The sequence below is a fragment of the Gaetbulibacter jejuensis genome, from assembly GCF_039524015.1.
Taxonomy (GTDB): Bacteria; Bacteroidota; Bacteroidia; order Flavobacteriales; family Flavobacteriaceae; genus Gaetbulibacter_B; species Gaetbulibacter_B jejuensis.
Genome location: NZ_BAAAGF010000001.1, coordinates 908,841 through 930,787, shown reverse-complemented (window position 1 = coordinate 930,787; position 21,947 = coordinate 908,841). Strand labels below are relative to the sequence as shown.

Here is a 21,947-nt window from a genome sequence, read left to right as displayed (position 1 = left end):
ATTATGTGACTTTCTTATTAGTAGAAATTCGCTCTGTTATCTTCGATATCACTAGCTTCTTTAAGTGCGTTGTATGCTTTTGTTAACACACTGCTTCCTCTTGTAGCACTTAATCTGTTAGCTATTGGTTGGTAGTTATCTAGTTTAGATGCAGGAGTTGCTTTAGTAACTTCAACTACATATACACCTTTAACACCATCAATTGGCTTTGAGATTTCGCCTTCTTTCATTCCAAAAGCTACACCTACTACTTTAGGCTCACGTCCAGCACCTGAAATTGTTGGACTTTTCATTGTTACTGCTGTTGCAGTTAAAGTTGCTACTTTATTTGCTTTTGCGATTTCGTCTATAGTAGAACCTGAAATTTTATCTTTAATCATTTTAGCTTTCTTCTCATTTCTGATTTTGCTAATTGCTGTAGCAGAAGCGTTTTCAGGGGACATTAATCCTGCTTCGTTTTTCTTAACCACTTGCACAACTGCATAACCTCCTCCAGGAACAGTAAATCTTTTGTAATCACCTACTTTAGTTTCTCCTTCAAAAGCCCAACGAACAATAGCCCTTTGACTTCCTAATCCTGGTATATTTTCATCTAAAACTTTAAAACTTACAGGTTTTACTTGGTAGTTGTTTTCTTTAGCTATTTCTTGGAAATCTCCATCTTGAAGTGCTATTTCAAATTTAGATGCTGTATTAAATACTTCGTCAATTGTTTTTTCAGAAGGCTCTATAGTTCTTGAAACTGTAGCTACTTTAACAGCTTTACTTTTGTTCTTTTGGTCTAAAATTTCAATAACGTGGTATCCAAAAGATGTTTTAACTACGTCGATATCTCCTACTTTATTATCAAAAGAGAATGCTTTAAACTCAGGAGCAAAAGAATCGTTATATCCAAACTCTATTTCTCCTTGTTTTTCATTACTAACTGTATCAGAAGATAAATCTAACAGGTCAACAAACTTACTTTGTTTAGACTTGATAACAGATAAAATACTATCAGCTTTTGCTTTTGCTTGAGCATCAGTAGTCGTGATTGTAGGATCAACTCTTGTTGCTCCCATGTAAGGAATTAAGATATGACGTACTTTAACTGAGTCTGCCATTTGAGTTTCAGCTACCAACTTGCTTAAGCTGTAGTATCCATTTTCTTTATAAGGACCATAAAACTCTCCTACTTCTAATTTAAAGATACTATCAGCAATTGATGCAGGTAACGCAGACTTGAATAAAAACTTATCGTTGTATTTTACATCTGAATTTGAGTTTACAAACTCTGCTACATCTTTAGTGTTTTTAAACCCTAAAATAGTTTCGTTTAACTTACTTACTTTATTAAACTCTACTCTATCTTCTAATAGATTAGTTAAACTGTTTTTGATTTCATTTTCATCTTCAACAGTAGCAACTTCATCAAATTGAACATAAACAATATCTCTACTTGCTTCTACTTCATACTCACTTTTATGCTCGTTGATGTATTTTGAAATGTCAGATTTTGTTACTTCTACTAAAGAATCGGCAATTGAAGTGTAAGGAATATTTACGAACTTTAAATCTACTGTTTCATTCTCCATTAAGTATTCAGTCTCAGCTTCAGCTAAAGTAGTTACAACTCCAGCTCTAACCATATTGAAGTATGTTTGCTCTTTAGCTCTATTTGCTATAGATGCTTCGTTAGTTACCCACTCGTTATAGTTGAGTTGGAAGTTTCCTAATGGGGCTCTGTTTTGCTCATTATTTTGAATTGCTTTTAAGTTTGCTATAAACTCGTTAAGCTTGTTTTCGTCAAAAATACCAGCTTCGTTGTTAAACTCAGGATAGCTAGAAAAACTAGTTTTTAACAACTCTCTCATTTGGTCTTTCTCAACAGATAAACCTAATTCTTCAAACTGTGAACTTAAAACTGCTTTTCTTACTTCTTGCTCATAAATTCTGTTCATTGTTTGTGTAGAAGATGCTCCAGGTCCTTGAGCTCTTTGAGCGTTCTCAACTTGGTTCATAAAATCTTCTCTAAAGATATCAGTACCGTTTACAGTAGCCACAACATCTTGTGAAGCTCCTGAAAGCGCGCTGCTATTTCGGAATAAATCTGAAAGCACAAATGAAAATAATGCTAATGCAATTATTAGTATTAAAAACAGTGAACGTTGTCTAATTTTATTTAAAACTGCCATTTTGTTGTATTCTTTTATAAAATATAAGTCCGCGAAAATACCATTTTATATCAAATAATAAAAGTAGTAGAACAGATTTTTATGGTAATATAACGTTTATTCTTCTTCAAGGATTTTAAGAGAAACCACATCAATTTTTGTAGAAGACACTTCTAAGATTGTAAACAGGAAATTTTCTATAACAACTTGGGTATCAACCTGAGGTATTTCTTCGGTTTCATCCACTATTAGGCCTCCTAAAGTTTCGTAGTTTTCGCCTTCTGGTAGATTAAGTTTATAGGCTTCGTTGAGATAATCCACTTCTAAACGCGCCGAAAATTTATAGTTTTTATCGTCAATTTTTTCTTCGATTAAAGCTACTGTATCGTGCTCGTCTTCAATTTCACCAAATAATTCTTCTATAATATCTTCAACCGTCATAATACCAGATGTACCACCATACTCATCTATAACAACTGCAATACTTTTTCGCTTTTTAGTAAGGATATTAAGCACATCTTTAGCAAGCATAGTTTCTGGAACAAACTCTACAGGGAGTGTGATGGATTTAATAGACTTTGGTTTTTTAAACAACTCAAAAGAATGCACATAGCCCAAAACATCATCAATAGTGTCTTTGTATACCAAGATTTTTGACAAACCAGAAGTAGTAAATAAGTTATTGATGTTTTTGATAGAATCGTTAACCTCAACAGCAACTATTTCGGTTCTTGGTATCATAACCTCTCTAGTTTTTACTTCAGAAAACTCTAAGGCGTTTTGAAAAATCTGAATTTCGCTATCTACTTCTTCATGCTCCTCAACAGCCTCCATTTGCTCACTTATGTAATTACCCAGTTCAACTTTGGTCATTGCCAACTGTACATCGTCTCCATCGGTTTTAAAAAAGTATTTCAAAATAAGGTCAGAAATCCAAATCACAAAAGAGGAAATAAACCAAAACAATAGGTAAAAAATATACGCTGGTAATGCAAAAATCTTAAGAAAAGAATTAGCATAAATTTGAAAAAATACCTTTGGTAAAAATTCAGCAGTTATTAAAATGATTATTGTTGAGATAATCGTTTGGGAAAGTAAGCTTAAATCGGTAAGCAAATAGTGTACAAATCCTGAATCGGTAGGCAACATGGATTGAAACCAATCAACAAGAACGTCTCCCATTACAAAACCGTAAATTACCAATGCTATATTATTACCAATAAGCATTGTGGCAATGTACTTAGAAGGTTTTTCGGTAAGTCGTCTTAATATTTTTGCAAGAAAATCGTCCTGCTTTTTTTCAATTTCAATGTGTATCTTGTTTGAAGACACATAAGCGATTTCCATACCAGAAAAAAAGGCAGATAAAAGCAGTGATAAAACAATAATCAAGATACTGAAATCCATATATTATTTTTGATTTCGGTCTTCAATTTTTTTTCTGAATCGCTTTCTGAAGAAAAACATAAATACTGCAAGTGCTGCTAAAAACAAAAGCATGTAAGAACGGTTTCGATCAACGTTCCATTGGGTAATAGCATCATAAGTAAAAACAATTGCTACAAATGCATATACATATTGAAAAAAGCTAAGAATTTTCATTTTTTATAAAAGTTAGTTGGAACAAAGATAACTAATTATTCATCCAAATAAACAATACCACTCATCTCAGTAACTTCAAAGTTTTTAAAGTTAGAGTCAGAGTCAAAACCTTTTCCGTGGCTTATCTCAGAGCCAGAACGCAAGGTTACAGGTTTGTTTGTAAATAACCATTCTCTTTTTTGGTCGTAGTAAAGTTGTTCGGCAAATAGCGTATCTCTACTGTGAGTAGAAATTACTACGTTACCTTGAAGATCTATAAGATCGGTTTCGCTATAAAAAATAGCATAGTCAGAAACAATAACGCTTTTGTTATTTTCTTCGTCAAAAACGGTAAGATGTATGCCTTGAGGAAATTCAGAAAACGCAAAACTCCTGTTGGAGTAATCAAACATTTTAGGACTTTTTAAGTTTGCCTTTAGTTTACCTGAATCTTCAAGTTTTTCGGTGTATTTTAAATCGATATGTTCTGCTTCTCCAATAGGCTCGTTTTGCAGAATACCAACTTTTTGAACTTCTTTAAAATTGTTTTTACATGAAAAAAACATAGTCACAGCAATAACTGTGACTATGTTTTTTATACTATGTAAAATATGTGCTTTCATTAAAGACTTGGTACAGTTACACTACCTCCTGTCCAGCAGTTAAACTTAATAACTTCACCTGAACAACTACAAGAGAAAATCTCGCTTCTTGAAGGTGCTTTTGCCATATAGCTCTCGTAAGTTTGGTTTGCAGCTGACTTAAGGTTAGCATCAACTTTACCAGCTTTAAGTGCTTCTTGTGCAGCATACCAGAACATTGCTCTTTTGTTAAAGTTTGTATCACCACAGTTGTTTGCACTAGCAGCATACATAGCAGCAATAGACAAGTGTGGTCTTCCGTTTGATGGATTTAACTTTAAAGATTCTCTATAGTAACCTCTAGCTTCTCCATATCTTCCTTTTTTCTTTAAGATAGAACCAATTTTTTCAGCAAGTTTACCTTTTTTGTAAGTATCTGTTTGAAGGTCGAAAGCTTGTTTTAAATAATCCATAGCTTCGTTATCCTTACCTTGGTTAAATAATATTGTAGCCACAAAGTATTTAGTATCTGCAGATGGATCAGTAGCATCATACGCTTTTACTAGCTCAATGTACAATGGATCATCAGTACACTCTTTGTTATACATTCTGTTTACAGCACGCTTTAACCAAACTGCATCGTTTTTATACGTTTCGAAATCTTTCTTGTATAAAGGAATTAGGTTTTCACAGTTAGCTAACTGACCTAAATATGTATCAATACTACCAGAAATCTTATCGTAAGCTTCTAATGAGTCTTCATAGTACTTTTTATACTTTTCTTCTTTTGAAGATAATTTTTGACCAGACTCTTCTTTAGTAACTAGCTTATTTAACTTCTCAGTAAAGTTTCCTACTTCTTTTTCAATTTTATCAGAGATATCATCGTACTTATTAAATACATCTTGAATTGGCGCTTGTCCAGCTTTATACATATCAACTATAGAAGTAAAGTATACATACAAACCTTTTGCACTTGTGAAATTCTCTAAATCTTGCTTGTAAGCTTTATCAAATGCATCAAACAATTGTTTATCTGTAACACCAAGAGCCTCTCTGTTGTCATACATCAACAAACCTATATCTGATAATACTTCACCTAAATCATAATGACTAGGGAAATATTCTAATGCTTTGTTCCATAAAGCTTTTAAATCTTCTATGTAAGCTTTTTGTTCAGCTCCAGTAGAGTTATCAATTTTGTGCTTTAATATTTTTTCTCCGTAAGCATAGATAGCTCTATTAAACTTTGGACATTTATTTCTAACTTTCATCCATGGCTCATAAGCCTCATCATACTTTTTACTCTTGTAGTAATCTGTAAAGATTGTTAAGTTGGTCATGCACTCTTCATCTTGCTGAGCAAAACCAAGGTTAACACTCATAAACAAGGCAACTAGTATTAAAGTAATTTTAGTCTTCATCGTTTTATTATTTTACCGTTAGTTATATTTAATTTTTTGGAACCATCTATCGTTTAAAGATAAACTTAGTTGGAAATTAATGAAATTCTCTTGTATTAAATTTGCGTTAGTTGTTCCACGCTTACCAAACTCTAATCCAAGGTTTGCATTAGAAAACATACCTCCAACTGGTAATCCAACTCCAAAAGACATGCCAAACTCTCTAATATCCTCATTATTTATTTTTAACCCTGTATGTTCAAAGCGCATACCTGCTCTATAAGTTGCTCTTTTCCAATACCCTGAAAAAGAATCGTAATTAGGAATATAAAACCCTCCAAATGAAAACGAAGACGCGTTTACAAAATTGGTATTATCTATAGAAAAAATTGGGTTTGAAAATTCGCTTGTGTTTTGAGACGAATATTCAGCTCCTAAAAACCATTTTCTTGGTTGACCTATACCTACTCCAAAAGAAAAGCTTGAAGGCAACGTTAAATCGGTTTGATCTAAGCCTTCAGCAGCTAAATCGGATTCAATAGTATTTGTACCTGCTGTAAAGGTTCTTGAGTTGTTTGAGCCAATTTTACTTTTAGGCGAATAGGTTAACCCAGAAATAAGCTCAAGCTTGTTACTTATCATTGTTTTGTATGATACACCAATGTTAAAGTTTAGTCCACTTAAATCAGATCTATTGGCTTCAATAGTTGCATATTGAATTAACACTCCATCGTCATCGTATCTATACTCTGCTACATTGTTTTGAATATTCCCAAAATTATAATTAGCATCGACACCTACACTAAGCTCTTCAGTAATTTGATAACCTATTGCCAAAAATGCTTTATTAAGACCTCCTTCACCTGTATATCTATTGCTTAAATTTCCGTCGTCGTTATTAGATTCAAGTTTATAACCTACTGATGTGTATGGCAATAACCCCATTCCTAATCCAAATTTTCCCATTGGGACTGAAAGTGCAAAATAATCAAAAGTTGTAGTACTTGTATTGTCGCTTTGCGATTCACTCTTTAAGTTAGTGCTTGAGTAGCTTCCTCCTACTGTAAATTTAACTGGTCTGCTTTCTTCGTTCCAAATTTTCAAATTATTACCAGCGTATCCTGCTGGGTTTCTTAAGTTAATATGGATACTATCAGTATAAATGCTCAATCCACCCATACTTCTATTCTCAACTGTACCTTTAAATTTTAAACTTCCTATTCCGTAAAATGAATATGGCGAAGCTGTACCTTCTTGAGCATGTGACTGTAATGCAAAAAAAGTTATTAAAACTACTACAAGTCTTTTTATCATTAGTTTGAATTAAATTCTAAAATAAAGTTTAAACCTTCTAAAAGAAAATTAGAGTTGGCAAATATGCTATTTTTTAATTGTTTTGACAAGAAATTAGCGTCTCCGCCTGTTAAAATAACTGTTAAATGTGGGTATTTTTCTTCATATTGGTCTATAACACCATCAATTTCTTTTAAAATTCCATTTACAACTCCAGAGTGTATTGAACTGTCTGTAGCAGTTCCAATAAAGTCTTTTGGAAGTTCAGTATCTAATAACGGAAGATTTGCAGTTAAATTATTTAATGCTTTATATCGCATTCTAATTCCTGGTGAAATAGCACCTCCAAGATATTCATTTTCAGTATTAATAAAATCATAAGTTATACAAGTACCTGCATCAATAATTAAAGCATTATTATCAGGAAACTGTTTTACAGAAGCACTTACTAAAGCAATTCTATCTACACCAAGTGTTTTAGGGGTGTCATACAAGTTCTTAAACGGAAGTTTAGTATTAGAGTCCAAAACAAGAACATCTAGCTTTTTTTGGATTGCTTTTAGATGAGATGTATTGAGTTTTCCTACTGAAGAAACAATACATCTATTGATTTTTTCGTGATTTTTTAAAATTATTTTAAACTCTTTTTCAAAGTCCTCTAATTTAAAAAACACTTTATCTATTAACTCATATGACTGAAATACAGCGAATTTCACATAAGAATTACCAACATCTACTATTAAATTCATGATATTAATTAAAGCTGTAAATTTACAAAAGCAATTTTTATATCTTTTCTTTTTGTGTTTAATAAAAATGAATTTATATTTGCATCCGCAATTAAGCAACTGGTGCCTTAGCTCAGTTGGTAGAGCAAAGGACTGAAAATCCTTGTGTCCCTGGTTCGATTCCTGGAGGCACCACCACAGAGGACAATTTCAATTTACTTGAAAATTGTCCTCTTTTTTTATGATATAACCCGCTGTCTATCTGCAAGATAAACCGAAGAACATCATTGATTCTGTCAGTTCGACATTTACCGTCCTCAAAGAACAGTTTTTCCGGAAATATCGAACCCAAAAGCTTTTGTCTGTCCTTTACAGAAGATTGATTGTAGTGTTCCTTAAGGTTCTTGAGTAGGTGGACTCCATTATTGAGCCAAGTTTTATATTGACTGTTGTGCACTTGCAGCCCCTTTAGCTCCCGTTTCAATTCCTCACGTTTTGTAGCATACCTTTCATTGGCTTCTGAATAGGCTCGGGGTTCTATCTTGCCATCCACAAGCAGGTCCTGGAGGTTCTCCAATCTTTTGGTCACCCCATCAATTTCCGCACCCAGCTTTTTTCTTTTAATTATCGCCTGTTGTTCGTTTCCGGACAATAGTTTCTGCACCATCATTTCATAGATGGTCTCAGCTGCTTTCGTGAACCTGAAATCACCAAGGATCTTCTCAACTGTTTTATTCACACGGACAGCAGATATCCTGCCTTTTTTACAGTGGTTGCAATGATAGTAGAAATACCGGTTTCCATTTTGGCTCCTTGAAGGGCTGCCTGTCATTTTCCCACCACAATTGGAACAGTACAGCAACCCCCTTAACGGAAGCTCTTCCCTCATGGAATTGTAAACCGGCTTGTTGGATTTCCTTTTTCGTTTATTGAGGATATCCTGTACATGGTAAAAGGTATCCTCTGGAATGATTCCATGATGGAGCCCTTCTACCAAAATCTTTGGTTCATCATCCTTTGCCGGAACAACTATCTTTCCCATGTACATGGGGTTACGTAGTATAAGGGAGATATTGTTCCTGCTAATCGTCACACCCTTCTTTTTGATTTCCTTTCTGATCTCTGACTGGGATTTCCCTTTAACGATCTGTTCATAGGCATATTGGATATGTTCCGCCTTGTCACTTGGGACAATTATAGGCTTGTTCTCCATATCCCTTGAATTCTTGTAACCGATAGGTGCTTTTCGACACCATCGGCCAGCTTTTAATGAACCCCTTATCCCGCCTTTGATCTTTAACGAACGCCTGTCGTTGTCTATTTCCGGAAGCACTAGGTACAGGGCCAGCATTGCCTTGTTTTCGGGTATGGAGAAATCAATAGGTTGCTCTATGGCCTGTACCTCTATCCCCAATTGTTTGAGTTCCCTCAACATCAGGTTGGCATCTGTCAAGTTCCTTGAGAAGCGGTCCCAGGTAGTAAACAATAGAAAATCAATCTGGTTCCTATGGCGTTTGGCATATTCAAGAAACTTCTTGAACTCCGGTCTATTGAAGTCCTTTGCGGAATGGTCTTCCTGGTAATGTTTCAACACCTCAACACCATGCCTTTGACAATACTTGGTCAATTGTTCAAACTGTACCCCTAGGCTATAGCCCCTAACTTGATCGTCACTGCTTACGCGTGACATGATTACCGCTGTCTTTTTCATTGTTCCCGGTTATTGAATTGTACTACGCTCATCCTTGCAAATACCTCTAGTATCTCCAGCACCTGCTTAACTTCTTCGTTGTTTAATTTTTCTTTTCTGTTGGCATTTAAAATGGTTTTAGCCTTGTTGATTGAAAACATGTTGAAATAACATGTGCATCCCCTTCATTGTTTATGATAGGTTCGCTATTCTTAAATTGATCTGAGGTCTTCAGTATCATAATTTGTGCGTCTCTTTATCCGTTACATAAACAACCTTTCCATTGACTGCTTTGATCTCCAATGTTTTGTAATCACCTTTTTTAAAGTACTGTATGAACAAATTCTCAGCATTGTTTTTTTTAACCATTGTCAAATCTATCTTGTTCAATTGATTGTCCAAAGTTGTAATGGTGGCTTCCTTAAGGGATCTATAATTCTTGCGGATCAGTTTGAGGGCATTGTGCTCCTGTTCCGATAAGATGGATGTGAACTGTTTGCTCCTATCCTTTGGTGGCAAATCATTATTTATAAAGCTCTGGGTTATTTCATTTATTGAGATACTTACATGTGATTGTCTGAAGTATTCAAAATACTCGGACGCTTCGGGCCTCTGTTCAAACTCTTTTAGCACTTCACCGGAAACCGGAACATAAAAATGGTCCCTACCATGGTAAAAAAGCAAGCTGACCACATCATTATGGTTGATTACATTTACAATAAAGCCTTCAAAAGCCATAACAAGCTCCTTGTCTTCGTCTTCATTATCGATTTCTTTCTCCAACCTTTTGAGTTCATCCTCAGAAAAATGCTCAAGTAGCAGTTCTCTTTTCTCTTTCAGGGCCAATCTATAGAAGTCATTATCTAATGTTTCGGACAAACTGCACTTAAAGGTCCTTATGATGTCATAATCAAATCCGTACTGGCGTAATTTTGCCACCAGTGTCGCCCATGCATAATGAACATAACTGTATTGTCTATGATCATGTTTTCCCCCTTTCACATCCCAGAGCAATCCACTATTTTCCCATCTCACGAAATCATCATAAACTATATCCATCTCCGTCTTCTTGAAACGTGGTTCTCGAAGTATCCTGAACAGCTCCTCATTGGCCTCAAAATTCTTGTAATGGTTTTTCAGATTAATCATATTGCCAATTTAATAAATGTTTGCTTTAAAACAAACTTAAATCATAAAAATTTCGTGGCATTTGATTTTTCAGTGCTGTTAACGGTAAGAAATAGGAAAATTATACAGTCGGTTATATTAATTAAAAAGCTTGCAAAAGGAAGTTGAACCAAAATCAAATCATTGTTTTCAGTAATAAATAATCTAAGGGTTGAACCAAAGTCATATTCATCAAAAAAAGGGTTATCAGATAAAAATCAATGGACCGTTAAAACAATACAATGAGTTAAAATTGAAGAAAAGTCGAACCAAAAAATGAATGATGTCGTTTGGTATCTCATTTATATCATTTATATCGCTTATAATGAGATATTCAAGTTGAACAGAAATGACGATAAAATGAGTATGCTAAAACGATTTGTCCCGAGTTAATTATGGCTGTATAAAATGAAGTTAGGCATACCTGAGAATTGGCCAAGTAGAACCAAAAGTTCTTTCCAATGAAGTCTGTTTGAAACATCTCTATAACAGAAAATTGTTTTTAACAATAATTTTAACAGATTTGATTTGAACTACAATTCTTATCTATACTGTCAGAATGGTCAATGCTTTCATTTTCATTTAGGCTATCCTAAATTTAACACACATAACAATAAACAAAATACCATTTAAATTAAACTATTTTTTATTTCTTTATTCTTAATTAGATTTCTCAATCTCATCATTCATTTTAAAAGAGCATTATTATTTGCAATAATTAATTCTACCTAGAGGTTAATGTTAATTGTAACAAACACATAAAAAATTATTTTTAAAACATTCTATTTGAGATTAATCAGTGATTATGTGTTAGCATAAAATATTTAACTTATGTTTGTCTAGCGACATTATCATTTACTTTATATATATAAAAAGGGGATAAACATTAATATCACTACCAGTTTTTACTTTTGTTGAAAAGTTAAGATTAACTGACAACTAATCAATAAAGCATTTATTAATTACGGTTTGTGTAGATGAAAAGTAGCAGATTTATATGTATAGTTTTTCAATTAACTGCTATTTTTATATACCGTGTTATGAGCTTTTTTTATGTTTCCAAAAAATTATATTTGAGAAAAAACCAAAAGCAATTGATATACAAATCTTGATAATAAGCAACTTGCCAAAAGTTAAATTATTAAATTCATCATAGCTAAGCACCAAGAAAAAAATCAAAGCACTTATCAAAGAAAGAACTACTATTTTGGTCTTGTTCATAATCTGCATTTTAGAATAAACAACCCCAAAGTGCTCCAAAACCTGCTCCCCAAACTGAACCAACAGCACCACTTGCAATACAACCAGCTACTGCTCCTGTTACAGTTCCAATTATTGGAGCAGTCACTGTTCCTACTGTAGCTCCCACATATGCTCCATTAACACAACCTGAAATAAAACCACCGACTAAGCCTCGACCTATTGCTGTTCCACAACTAGTTCTTGAAGCAGTGTTTTCTTGATTTTCTATAGTGTATTCGGTAGATGCAATGAAAGAATCTAAAATGAAAGTTAAATTAGCTTTAGTTATTTCATCGTCGGAATAACTATCGATTAAATTTTTATAAGAATTAAGTTTATTAATTAGTTTAACATCCTCAGTCTCTATCAAATCAATAAACATTGGATTTAAAAAATCACCAAACTGTGCAGAACAATCAGAGCAATTGTTAAACTCTTGTAGTTGTTCATCAATATCAAAACTGCTCATCATCATTTGAGCGACTTACTAAATCTATACCTTTAAAATTTAAGTAATCATCTTTTAAATTTGTTTTAATCTCATTATCCTTAATTAGTTTGATTATTTTAAATTTATTTGATAATATGTTAAATTTTCTATTTCTGACTGTTCATTATTTATACCAACTATCTTGTTCTAAATTACAACCATAATAAACTAATACTAAAATTGAAAATAACAAGATAAATACTTATAACATGTTTAATTTAAACTTTTTCATTTTGAATGTTCTATGAGAGTTTTTGTTTTTCATACTCTCTGTTAGCATTAAGTTTCTATTCGTTTAAAATATAAATTTGAAGTTCAGTTACACTTCTCAGCAAATCCAACTGTTATGAGACATTTAGCATCGATTCGTTTTAATAATCAATTCATAATTTTCTTACTCCTTAAAAAAGAAACGTTAATTACTTTATCATCCTTAAAAAAAAGAAATAAAAATTTTTTAGACCAAAAGTACCTATGTGGCACCCTATAAAACCAAACATCAGAATTTATATCATTAAAAGCCAATCCCCCTAAAGTATCTATAACCTGATTTTTAGACATTCCTAAAAGATTTATAGATTTTAACTTATGTTTGTCTAGCGACATTATCATTTGGTTTATATATAAAAAGGGATAGTCATTAATATCACTATCCCTTTTTACTTTTGTTGAAAAGTCAAGAAGAACTGATAACTAATCAAAATATAGCATTTAATAATTATTTATCAAATCTTAATTCTTAAAACTAATATTCGTGACACTTCACTAATTATGCTAGTTATATGTAACCGGTAAAAATTTAGTTTTTAATAAATTTATAATTTCTTGACGAAGTATTTGTAAATACCTGAATAATATATACACCACTTGCTAAGCTAGACAAATCAATTTGCGAATTTAAAGCATTAATCTCCACTGTTAATACTTCTATACCTTCAGTAGTATATACGTTAGCATAATTAACAAAGGTATTCGATGCTAAGTTTAATTTTTCATTTACAGGGTTAGGATATAGTGAAATCTCTCGGTCTAATTCAAAATCTGCCACACTTAATAATGGCTCTTTCTTAAACAAAACACCTTGTGCTCCAATAATATAACCTGTACCATCGTTTGTATAAAGCACTTCGTATAACGCTTCATTAAAAGTACTTGTTGTAAAATTATTAATTGGCCATGTATTACCTCCATCTTCAGAACTAAATATCACCTCTGGTGTCCCCACAATTGTTAAATTATCAGCATCTAACCATGCAACATCTCGTAATACAGCTCCTGCTTGTGCAACTAAATAAGGCTGCCAAGTATTTCCCCCATCAGTGGTTTTATAAGCATAATTATCTCCATTAGCATCATAATCAGTCGTGATAATACCCGTCATTTCATCATAAAAATCAATACCCACAAAATGTTCAGGAGTTCCTGTATATACGGTTGTCCATGTAGCTCCGTTATCGACAGATTTTTGCACATGTCCTCCATTAGTCACTAAAAAATAAGTGTTTCCTGAAACATATGTAACCTGGTATGGTACAGCTGCTAACCCAGTTCCTTCATACCATGTTTGCCCTCCATTATTTGTCCAGTACACAGCCGAACCTGTATTCGTTTGAGCAGTTACAACACCATTACTTTCATCTTTAAAGACTACACCTCTAAAAAACCAAACATCAGCACCTAACGTTTGCTCTTGCCAAGTTACACCTCCGTTTGAAGTTTTAGCAAAATATGCTCCCCATCCGGCCACATAACCTGTGTTTAAAGTAGGAAAGCTAATGGCTTCTAAGCCCTTATCTACACCGGTCCAAATTTCTGTCCAAGTTTCACCTCCATCAGTAGTTTTTATAACAATACCATCTCCTTGATAAGTAGTGGATTCACCAGCTGCATAGGCTATATCATTTTGTTCTTCAGGAAATTCAATTCCTCTAAAAATATAGTTAAACCCTACGCTTGATTTCACCCATTCTTGAGCAAAAAAATTAAACGGTATTAATAAAATAAATACTAAAAATAAGTTGTTGTTTTTCATTTCTTTTGTTTTATATGGTTTATAAATAGGTTATTGTAGAAGTACAAAATTTAATTAAAGACGTTAGAGATTTATTTAGTTAAAAAACTAAAAAAGGTATATGATTTTATTATATAATAATTCTCTCAAAACTAGTGTTTATATGAACCCCGAGAAATCAAATATTTATTAACCCAAATCATATAATATAATATATTACACTTTACAATTATTGACTCCCGGGGTGTCATTTCATAATCCCACAAGTAATTAAACAATTATCAAAACTTAGACAATGCTAATAATACAAGCATTAAAAGTATTATGGATACAAAAGTTAAAAGCAACCATATAAAACCATGTGGTTTCCTTCTTTTTTTCAAAATAAACTCTTTATTAGTTTAATTATTTATATAAATGAACTTAAATTCTTAATAGTGTTTAGAGCTGAAATGGGTGCTAATTCTTTGAAAAAACTACTATAATTCAATTATGCTGTGAATTAAGCACCCAAATTTCAACCTAAACTAACTTTATTAAAGTCAAACTCTTTATATTAAAATTTACATTTAAACGTGATGGTTATTATTGAATAACAATAAACTCACTTCTACGGTTCATTTCATGATCTCTAGATGAGCATGTTACTCCGTTACTACATCTGTTTAGCAAGAAGATCTCTCCATAACCCCTTCCTGTTAATCTTGAGCGGTCAATACCTCTAGATACTAAATAGTCTATTGTAGCTTTTGCCCTCCTATCAGAAAGCAGCATATTATACTGATCATTTCCTCGACTGTCTGTATGAGAACGAATATCTAACTTAACCGTGGTATGTCGCTTCATAAAATCTACAACTCTTTCCAACTCTATTTGAGCGTCTGGCCTTATATTGTGCTTATCAAAATCAAAGTTTATAAGTACATCTAGACGTTCAGGTAAGTCGCTCTTTGGTTGTTCAACTACTTCTACAACTTGTTTCTTCAATTCAAAATCATGTTGTCTTGGATTTTTACTTCTTTTAGAAAACACATCATCACCATTATAACCAACCTTTACAACTTTTAATATGTAAAGAGCCATTGGGTCTATAGGTTCAATTTTATAGCGGCCGTTTTGGTCAGTCTTAACTGTTGTTACTTCTTTATTATCTTCATCAACAACAGTAACAATTGCATCCCTTAAAGGCTTCTTAGTATCTTTATCTAAAACAGTCCCTGATATTAAACTTTCTGTTAGTTCTTTTATTGGTTTCAATTCAGTAAAGGCATAAATATCATCATAACCGTCTCCTCCTTGTCGATTAGAGCTTATGTATCCTTTTTTATTTTCTATTATAAAACCAAAATCATCTTTTTTAGAATTTATGGGTGATCCAACATTTACAATATTACCCTCTATACTGTTTCCTATTAATTTAGCATAAAACACATCATACCCTCCTAGACCAAAATGACCATCTGATGAAAAATACAACTCATTGTCTTTAGTTATAAATGGAAACGACTCTCGTCCTTTAGTATTAACCTTTGGTCCAAGGTTTGTTGGGGTACCTAAAGACCCATCGCTATTTATAGATGCAACAAACAAATCTGTTGCTCCTAGAGTTTCGGGCCTATTTGATACAAAATACAATTTATCCTCTTTTGGGTTTAGCATAGGGTGGGCTGTATCATAGTTGTCTCCGTTTATTGACAACTCTTCAATATTTTTCCACTTACCGTTTACTAAATGAGCTCTGTATATTTTTAGATGTTTAGTTTCTTTTTTACTGCGTTTGCCTTTAGGACTTGTATTGCTCCTAGTAAAGTACATAGTCTGACCATCTTTTGTTATAACAGCCGATGACTCATGATATTTGGTATTTACATCACCTTTAATTTTTTCTGTTTTACCAATAGAGCCATCACTATTTACTGGTGCTATAAAAACATCTAAAAATGAATTACCATCCCAATTGTTTATAATGCTTCCTGTACTACCTTTAGATCTTGTTAACATTAAGGTATCGTTATGTATATTTGTAGCATACTCAATACCTTTTGTATTGATATTAATAGCACTCAAACTATATCTATCTTCGTTATTACCTATAATTGACAGGTAATCACTAGCAGAATTTAAATCATTATTTTGAGCTCCAACCTTATTAAGGTATGTGTCATACCATTGCTTTGCTTCGCTATCATTACCTGTAGCTTTAAGTGATTGTGCATAACGCAGGTAATATTCTGGCTCAGTATTTTGAGTTATATTGAACAACTCTTTATACCATTTTAGCGCTTCGTCATAATTAGCATTAAAATAATAACTATTTCCTAGTTTTTTAAATAATGCTTCTGACCCATACCCCTTATCTACCGCTTTTAAATACTCATCTACGGCTTCAGAATAGGCCATGTTATCATATTCCTTGTCGGCCTTCTTTAGCTGACGCTCTTGAGCCTGCAAGGACGTTTGAGATAAAACACTTACCAGTACTATAACTGTAAAGGCAAGTGTTTTTATTTTATTTTCAAGTTTCATCTTTTTATGTGTTTAAGTTAGAAAAACCTTGGGCTTACTATTGGTCTAGCTCCTTTAAATATTTCCCATCTAAGAAATATTTCATGAGAGCCCGAATTATAATTACCCAATTCGGTTGTGTCATAATCATAGGCATAACCAATAAATACTTGGTCGCTTACTTGAAAGCCTGCCAAAGCACTTACTGCTGCGTCTAAACGATATGCCGCCCCAAGTGTAAACTTTTCGTTAAACAAGAAGTTTGCAGACAAATCTATTGCTACTGGCGCTCCATATACTGCTTTACCTAATACCGCTGGCTTAAACTTAGTATTAGAACTTAAATTAAATACATATCCTGCAATAGCATAGAAATTAAATTTCTCTGTGGCGTTACTAACTGTTGTATCATCATAATGTGTTGTTTCTAATAAGTTTGGTACAGATACACCAAAATATCCTTTATCAGAATACAAATACATACCCACCCCTATTATGGGAGTAAGTCTATTATCTATATTGTACTGAAAAACATTTTCTCCAGGGTTATAAATATTTAGGCGTGTATAATCAACATCAAGCAAATTAATACCACCTTTTAAACCAAAGGATAGCTTTAACCCATTATCACTCATTGGGAGTACATAAGCAAAATCGGCCGTAATGGTACTCTCGTTTGATGGTCCTATTTTATCTTGTACAAAACTTAAACCAGCACCTACTCTTTCGTTAAAAGCATTACTTACAGTAAAGTTTAATGTCTCTGGGGCACCGTCTAAACCTACCCATTGGGTACGGTACAGCCCCGTAAAGTTTAATGAGCCTCGTGTACCAGCATAGGCTGGGTTAATAGTAGAGGTATTGTACATATACTGTGTGTACTGCGAATCTTGCTGTGCTACCGATTTACTAGGGCATAGCAAAATTAGCAACAATACTATACCTATACCATAGCTTAAGGCATCAAGCTTTAATAGTGTGTTATATTGTCTTTTCATTGTCTTTTGTTTTTTGCATTAATCTACATTTAAATAAAGGTATCCAGACTTTTTAACACGCTGTGATTGCCCACTAGACGGTTCATAATCATAAGTTAAGATGTAAAAATATGTACCTGTAGGTAGCATATTATCTCTATTTACTGTTAAACGCCCATCGCTATAACCATTAAACACATTTCCACTTGTATCATAGTCAGTTGTTTCAAAAACTTTAATACCCCAACGGTTATAGATTTCTACCCTATTGTTTGCCAATTGCTGGATATTGTCTATAAAAAAGTAGTCGTTTTCACCATTACCATTAGGTGACACTCCATTATAAATAACTACATCTCCTGGCAATATAAGTTCTTCTTTTACACGCGCTAGTGTAAACACACCATAGTCTTCTAAAGCTACAGGAGTGGTTACCGTTTTATTGTCTACATCAACAACACCGCCTTCATCTACCCAAAGTTGCTGGTTTTCATCCCAACGTACTATATGAATAGCTGTTTCTGGTTGCGCTACAATGGCTTGTGGCGTTGTTGTGTCTTCATCCCAACTTAAGGTTAACATTACTGTGCTGCTTCCTGCATCGCGTGTTACTGTCCAGTACTCTTGGTTATCTATAAGCTCTATTACTCCTGTATGGTTTGCTAATGGATAATTTGTATCTGGGTTTTCAAAAAAGTATTTCCCTGTAAAGATACTGCCCGTATTATCAGGTGCGCTTATGGCTGCGTACCTGAAATACTGGGCATCTCCTATAGGGTATTGAAACTCGGTATCGCCATTTTTTTGTACCAAGCCATCTACATGACTACCATTGTAAGTATTAGTATGGTAGGCATTGTTCTCAAAAATTACCAAACCACCAAAATCGTCGTTTTTTACGATACCTTGGTTAAAGTTGGCTTCATTATCTATGCTTATTTCACTGCTTAACTCAAAAGAAGCCGTATTACTGGCATCGTTATTAAACAGTACATCATAAAAGTAACTTATGTTACCTCCTGTAAGCTCTTGTATTGCTTCGCCTTCAAAGCGTGTGTAGCCTTCTTCGCCTTGGGTAAAATCTACCATACCATCATTATTAAAATGATTGTAAATAAATGCTTCACCATCATTAACAAAACTACCTGAAGGTGTATTGTTAAAAGCGCCTACTGTAGAAAACTGTGTATTAGGGCTTACATATAGCTGGCCCGTATTTACGGTTTGTGCTATACTTACCACCGGTAACAGTACTACTGCTGTAAGGGCTGCGTATTTATATATTGTTTTCATAATTTGTTTACTTAAAAATTATTATTGGGGTTGAGGGCAATTAGGCCTCTGTCATTATTAACCAACATCCCTACTAATTAAACGCTTAGTCACTAATTACCCTTCCCCAATAGGTTTAATCCCTCTTTAAAACCTAATAGCAAATGTTATTTTAGAGTAAATAAGGGGGTAAATAACCACCCAATGGCCTGTTATGAACACCCCTTTTTTACCTCTTTTACCCTGGTGCTGTACCGTCTTTACCTGTAGCAGGTGTATTGTTACTAGGCTCTTGCACCTTTTGGGGCTTAGTGCCATTAGTAAAAAACTGCCTCATCTCGTGGTATAACACGGTGGTACCAGGTACATTCTCGCCACTTAAGTACTTTAGGTTGCGGTAAAAGCTTAATGCCGTAAAGTAATTGTCGTGGTCTAGTAGTATCTTGGTGTCACTAAACTGCTCTAATAAACTCTTTAACAACTGCAGGCGCCCCTCTATTTGCTGGCGGGCCTCGTAGTCTTTACCAAACTCCTCCAGATCTAGAAAGCTGGGTACGTGCTGCGGGTAGTGCTGCATAAGCTGTTTTGCCTTGTTTACCAATAGCTTGTTTTGCTCTGCAATGCTACCGTACTGCTGCCGCTGGGCAGGGGTAAGGTTTATAGCCTTACCCTGTAATACCCCAGCTATGGTGACTAGTGCCGCATCTAGTGCTTGTAGCTCTTGCGCCGTAAAATGGATACTTATTAGGTTTTCTAGTGCCATTTGAAATTATAGCTTTTCAATACTAAATACACCATTAGTACCCCCCCAAGTCATCACAGAAGCATTTGATGTATTCCAAGCACCTCCAAAAGCTAAAGTTCCATTACTATGTAATCTATTTAAGTCAAACCTGTTTACTATGGTAAATTCATCTCCTGCTGAAGCTGATACATAGAATGATGCATTCAAACTAACTGGAACTTGTTCAGGATGAGAAACCATTCGATTTGCTTGTACAAAATCAATACGCGATCCGTCTCTATATAACTGTATAACATAATTTGTATTATAGCCTGCTGTACCTGGATTACCATTTGTAAGGCCCACAATTGCTAAATTATACGAAATAGTAATTCTGTAAACACCGTCTTGCAAAATGGTAATGCTTTCGGCAGCAGAATTTGTTTGATAATAAGTTGTATTAGAGCTAATCAAGTTACCAAAAATTGAAACCAAAGGAAATGTATAGTTAACGTTATGATTCACTGATGTAAACACAGTTTGGCCTGAATTTAAAGATTTTATAAATGCTTTTACTGGTGCAGATTTAGATCTTCTTACATTACCTAAAGGATCTACTGTTAGCGCATCATCTGAATTAGGATCTCCATCAGGGAGCCCCTCTAATCGCATAACATTATTAGTAGCAACATCTGCAACGTGCATTGCTGCTTGTGGTGCATTAGTACCTACCCCAACATTACCCATTACGTACATATCTTCTGTATTATCTGTAGCAGAGGCATTGTCATCTGTTCCAAACCAAGGCTCTATTGCATCCTTAATAACGTTTGTTGTTGTACCATCCTCGCTAGTATAAGTAAATGTTGCGCCGTTGTCTACTAGTGTAGTTACTGTTTCGTTGGCTGCTACGGCTGTTGCCATATCAATAACATTTGCCGTACCGTCTTCATCGGTATAGGTAATGGTACCATCGCCGTTATCTACCAAGCTTGTTAAGGTCTCAACCGCTGCTACGGCTGTTGCCAAGTTAATGGTATTGGATGTGCCATCTTCTGCATTATAGGTAATAGTGCCGTCGCCATTATCTGTAAAACTGGTTACGGTTTCTAGTATGTTTGTTACTGTACCATTACCATCGTTATGGCTAGCTATTTGGTTACCTGTAGTTACAGTTTGCGTAACCGCAGAGGTATTACCCGCGTTTACTGTAGTAGCTGTACCATCTTCATCGGTATAGGTAAGTGTACCGTCGCCGTTATCTACTAAACTAGTAAGTGTCTCTGCATTAGGTATATTTATTACCGTTGTAGTACCGTTCTCGCTAGTATAGGTATACGTACTATCACCATTATCTACCAATGTAGTTACGGTTTCTGTACCTGGAGCAGCTGTAGTAGTTACTGTACCATCCTCACTTGTGTATGTATAAGTACCATCTCCATTATCTGTAAATGTTGTTACTGTTTCATTGGCTGCTACCGCTGCAGCTAAGTCTATGTTGTTAGCTACTCCATCTTCATCTGTATAGGTAATTGTACCATCGCCATTATCTACTAAACTTGTTAAGGTCTCTACTGCAGCTACGGCTGTGGCTAGATTAATAATGCTTGCCGCACCATCTTCATCTGTATACGTAAGGGTACCATCGCCATTGTCTACTAAACTTGTTAAGGTCTCTACTGCAGCTACAGCTGTAGCTAGGTTAATGGTATTGGCTACTCCATCTTCATCTGTATACGTAAGGGTACCATCGCCATTGTCTGCTAAACTTGTTAAGGTCTCTACTGCAGCTACAGCTGTGGCTAGGTTAATAATGCTTGCCGCACCATCCTCATCTGTATAGGTAATGGTTCCATCCCCATTGTCTACCAAAGTAGTCAACGTCTCATTGGCTGCTACCATAGAAGCAATATCTACTGTTTGTGCTGTACCGTCCTCATTGGTATAGGTAATTGTACCGTCGCCATTGTCTACTAGGTTAGTAACTGTTTCGTTACTCCCTATTATAGTAGCCATGTTGATTACTGTTGCTACACCGTCTTCATCGGTATACGTGATAGTACCATCGCCGTTATCTACTAATGTAGTTAAGGTCTCTACGGCTGCTACGGCTGTTGCTAGATCTAT

15 protein-coding genes, 1 tRNA gene and 1 pseudogene are annotated in these 21,947 nt (G+C 34.3%); 1 reads left to right on the top strand and 16 read right to left on the bottom strand.

What is annotated here, in order from left to right:
* Positions 1-17 precede the first annotated feature (17 nt).
* The 7 genes from ABD011_RS04105 to ABD011_RS04075 all read right to left on the bottom strand — a co-directional run bounded on the left by ABD011_RS04105 (position 18) and on the right by ABD011_RS04075 (position 7,760).
* The gene (locus ABD011_RS04105) at positions 18-2,174 is read right to left on the bottom strand and encodes a SurA N-terminal domain-containing protein (RefSeq protein ID WP_343796007.1); all 2,157 of its coding nucleotides are present in this window, start codon (positions 2,172-2,174) and stop codon (positions 18-20) included.
* Positions 2,175-2,270: 96 nt separating this feature from the next.
* The gene (locus ABD011_RS04100) at positions 2,271-3,560 is read right to left on the bottom strand and encodes a hemolysin family protein (RefSeq protein WP_343796005.1); all 1,290 of its coding nucleotides are present in this window, start codon (positions 3,558-3,560) and stop codon (positions 2,271-2,273) included.
* A 3-nt stretch (positions 3,561-3,563) separates the two neighbouring features.
* Positions 3,564-3,755, bottom strand: coding sequence for a hypothetical protein (locus tag ABD011_RS04095; protein WP_129759347.1), 192 nt, complete (start codon positions 3,753-3,755; stop codon positions 3,564-3,566).
* A gap of 35 nt (positions 3,756-3,790) precedes the next feature.
* On the bottom strand, positions 3,791-4,357 hold the full coding sequence (gene lptC / locus ABD011_RS04090; protein WP_134198586.1) for an LPS export ABC transporter periplasmic protein LptC: 567 nt from the start codon (positions 4,355-4,357) through the stop codon (positions 3,791-3,793).
* Positions 4,357-5,739: a tetratricopeptide repeat protein gene (locus tag ABD011_RS04085; RefSeq protein WP_343796002.1), complete on the bottom strand. Its 1,383-nt coding sequence runs from the start codon at positions 5,737-5,739 to the stop codon at positions 4,357-4,359. The genes lptC and ABD011_RS04085 overlap by 1 nt, the downstream gene beginning before the upstream one ends.
* 18 nt (positions 5,740-5,757) lie before the next feature.
* Positions 5,758-7,032: a BamG family beta-barrel-assembly machinery protein gene (gene bamG, locus ABD011_RS04080; RefSeq protein ID WP_335973681.1), complete on the bottom strand. Its 1,275-nt coding sequence runs from the start codon at positions 7,030-7,032 to the stop codon at positions 5,758-5,760.
* On the bottom strand, positions 7,032-7,760 hold the full coding sequence (locus ABD011_RS04075; RefSeq protein ID WP_131506037.1) for a type III pantothenate kinase: 729 nt from the start codon (positions 7,758-7,760) through the stop codon (positions 7,032-7,034). Before ABD011_RS04075 ends, bamG begins: the two co-directional genes overlap by 1 nt.
* Before the next feature lie 101 nt (positions 7,761-7,861).
* On the opposite strand from ABD011_RS04075, the gene ABD011_RS04070 reads away from it, so the two are divergent.
* A tRNA-Phe gene (locus ABD011_RS04070) sits at positions 7,862-7,937 on the top strand.
* 568 nt (positions 7,938-8,505) lie between these two features.
* Here the strand turns inward: ABD011_RS04070 and ABD011_RS15750 are convergent.
* The 9 genes and pseudogenes from ABD011_RS15750 to ABD011_RS04030 form a co-directional block, all read right to left on the bottom strand.
* Positions 8,506-9,429: pseudogene (locus tag ABD011_RS15750) on the bottom strand (recombinase family protein); the annotation flags it as partial.
* Positions 9,430-9,666: 237 nt separating this feature from the next.
* Positions 9,667-10,578, bottom strand: a complete 912-nt coding sequence (locus ABD011_RS04065; protein WP_343795997.1) for a hypothetical protein — start codon at positions 10,576-10,578, stop codon at positions 9,667-9,669.
* Positions 10,579-11,827: 1,249 nt separating this feature from the next.
* Positions 11,828-12,313: a hypothetical protein gene (locus ABD011_RS04060; protein ID WP_343795995.1), complete on the bottom strand. Its 486-nt coding sequence runs from the start codon at positions 12,311-12,313 to the stop codon at positions 11,828-11,830.
* A gap of 814 nt (positions 12,314-13,127) precedes the next feature.
* Positions 13,128-14,360, bottom strand: a complete 1,233-nt coding sequence (locus ABD011_RS04055) for a YCF48-related protein (protein WP_343795993.1) — start codon at positions 14,358-14,360, stop codon at positions 13,128-13,130.
* A gap of 564 nt (positions 14,361-14,924) precedes the next feature.
* Complete coding sequence (locus ABD011_RS04050; protein WP_343795991.1) at positions 14,925-16,865, bottom strand: OmpA family protein; 1,941 nt, start codon at positions 16,863-16,865, stop codon at positions 14,925-14,927.
* 17 nt (positions 16,866-16,882) lie between these two features.
* Positions 16,883-17,842 (bottom strand): PorP/SprF family type IX secretion system membrane protein, encoded by a 960-nt coding sequence (locus tag ABD011_RS04045; protein WP_343795989.1) that lies wholly within the window; start codon positions 17,840-17,842, stop codon positions 16,883-16,885.
* Between the two features lie 18 nt (positions 17,843-17,860).
* Positions 17,861-19,114 carry a T9SS type B sorting domain-containing protein gene (locus tag ABD011_RS04040; protein ID WP_343795987.1) on the bottom strand — a complete coding sequence of 418 codons (1,254 nt, stop codon included), beginning with the start codon at positions 19,112-19,114 and terminating at the stop codon, positions 17,861-17,863.
* A 217-nt stretch (positions 19,115-19,331) separates the two neighbouring features.
* Positions 19,332-19,856 (bottom strand): hypothetical protein, encoded by a 525-nt coding sequence (locus ABD011_RS04035; protein ID WP_343795985.1) that lies wholly within the window; start codon positions 19,854-19,856, stop codon positions 19,332-19,334.
* Between the two features lie 6 nt (positions 19,857-19,862).
* A partial coding sequence (locus ABD011_RS04030; protein WP_343795983.1) for a beta strand repeat-containing protein occupies positions 19,863-21,947 on the bottom strand: 2,085 nt, incomplete at its 5' end.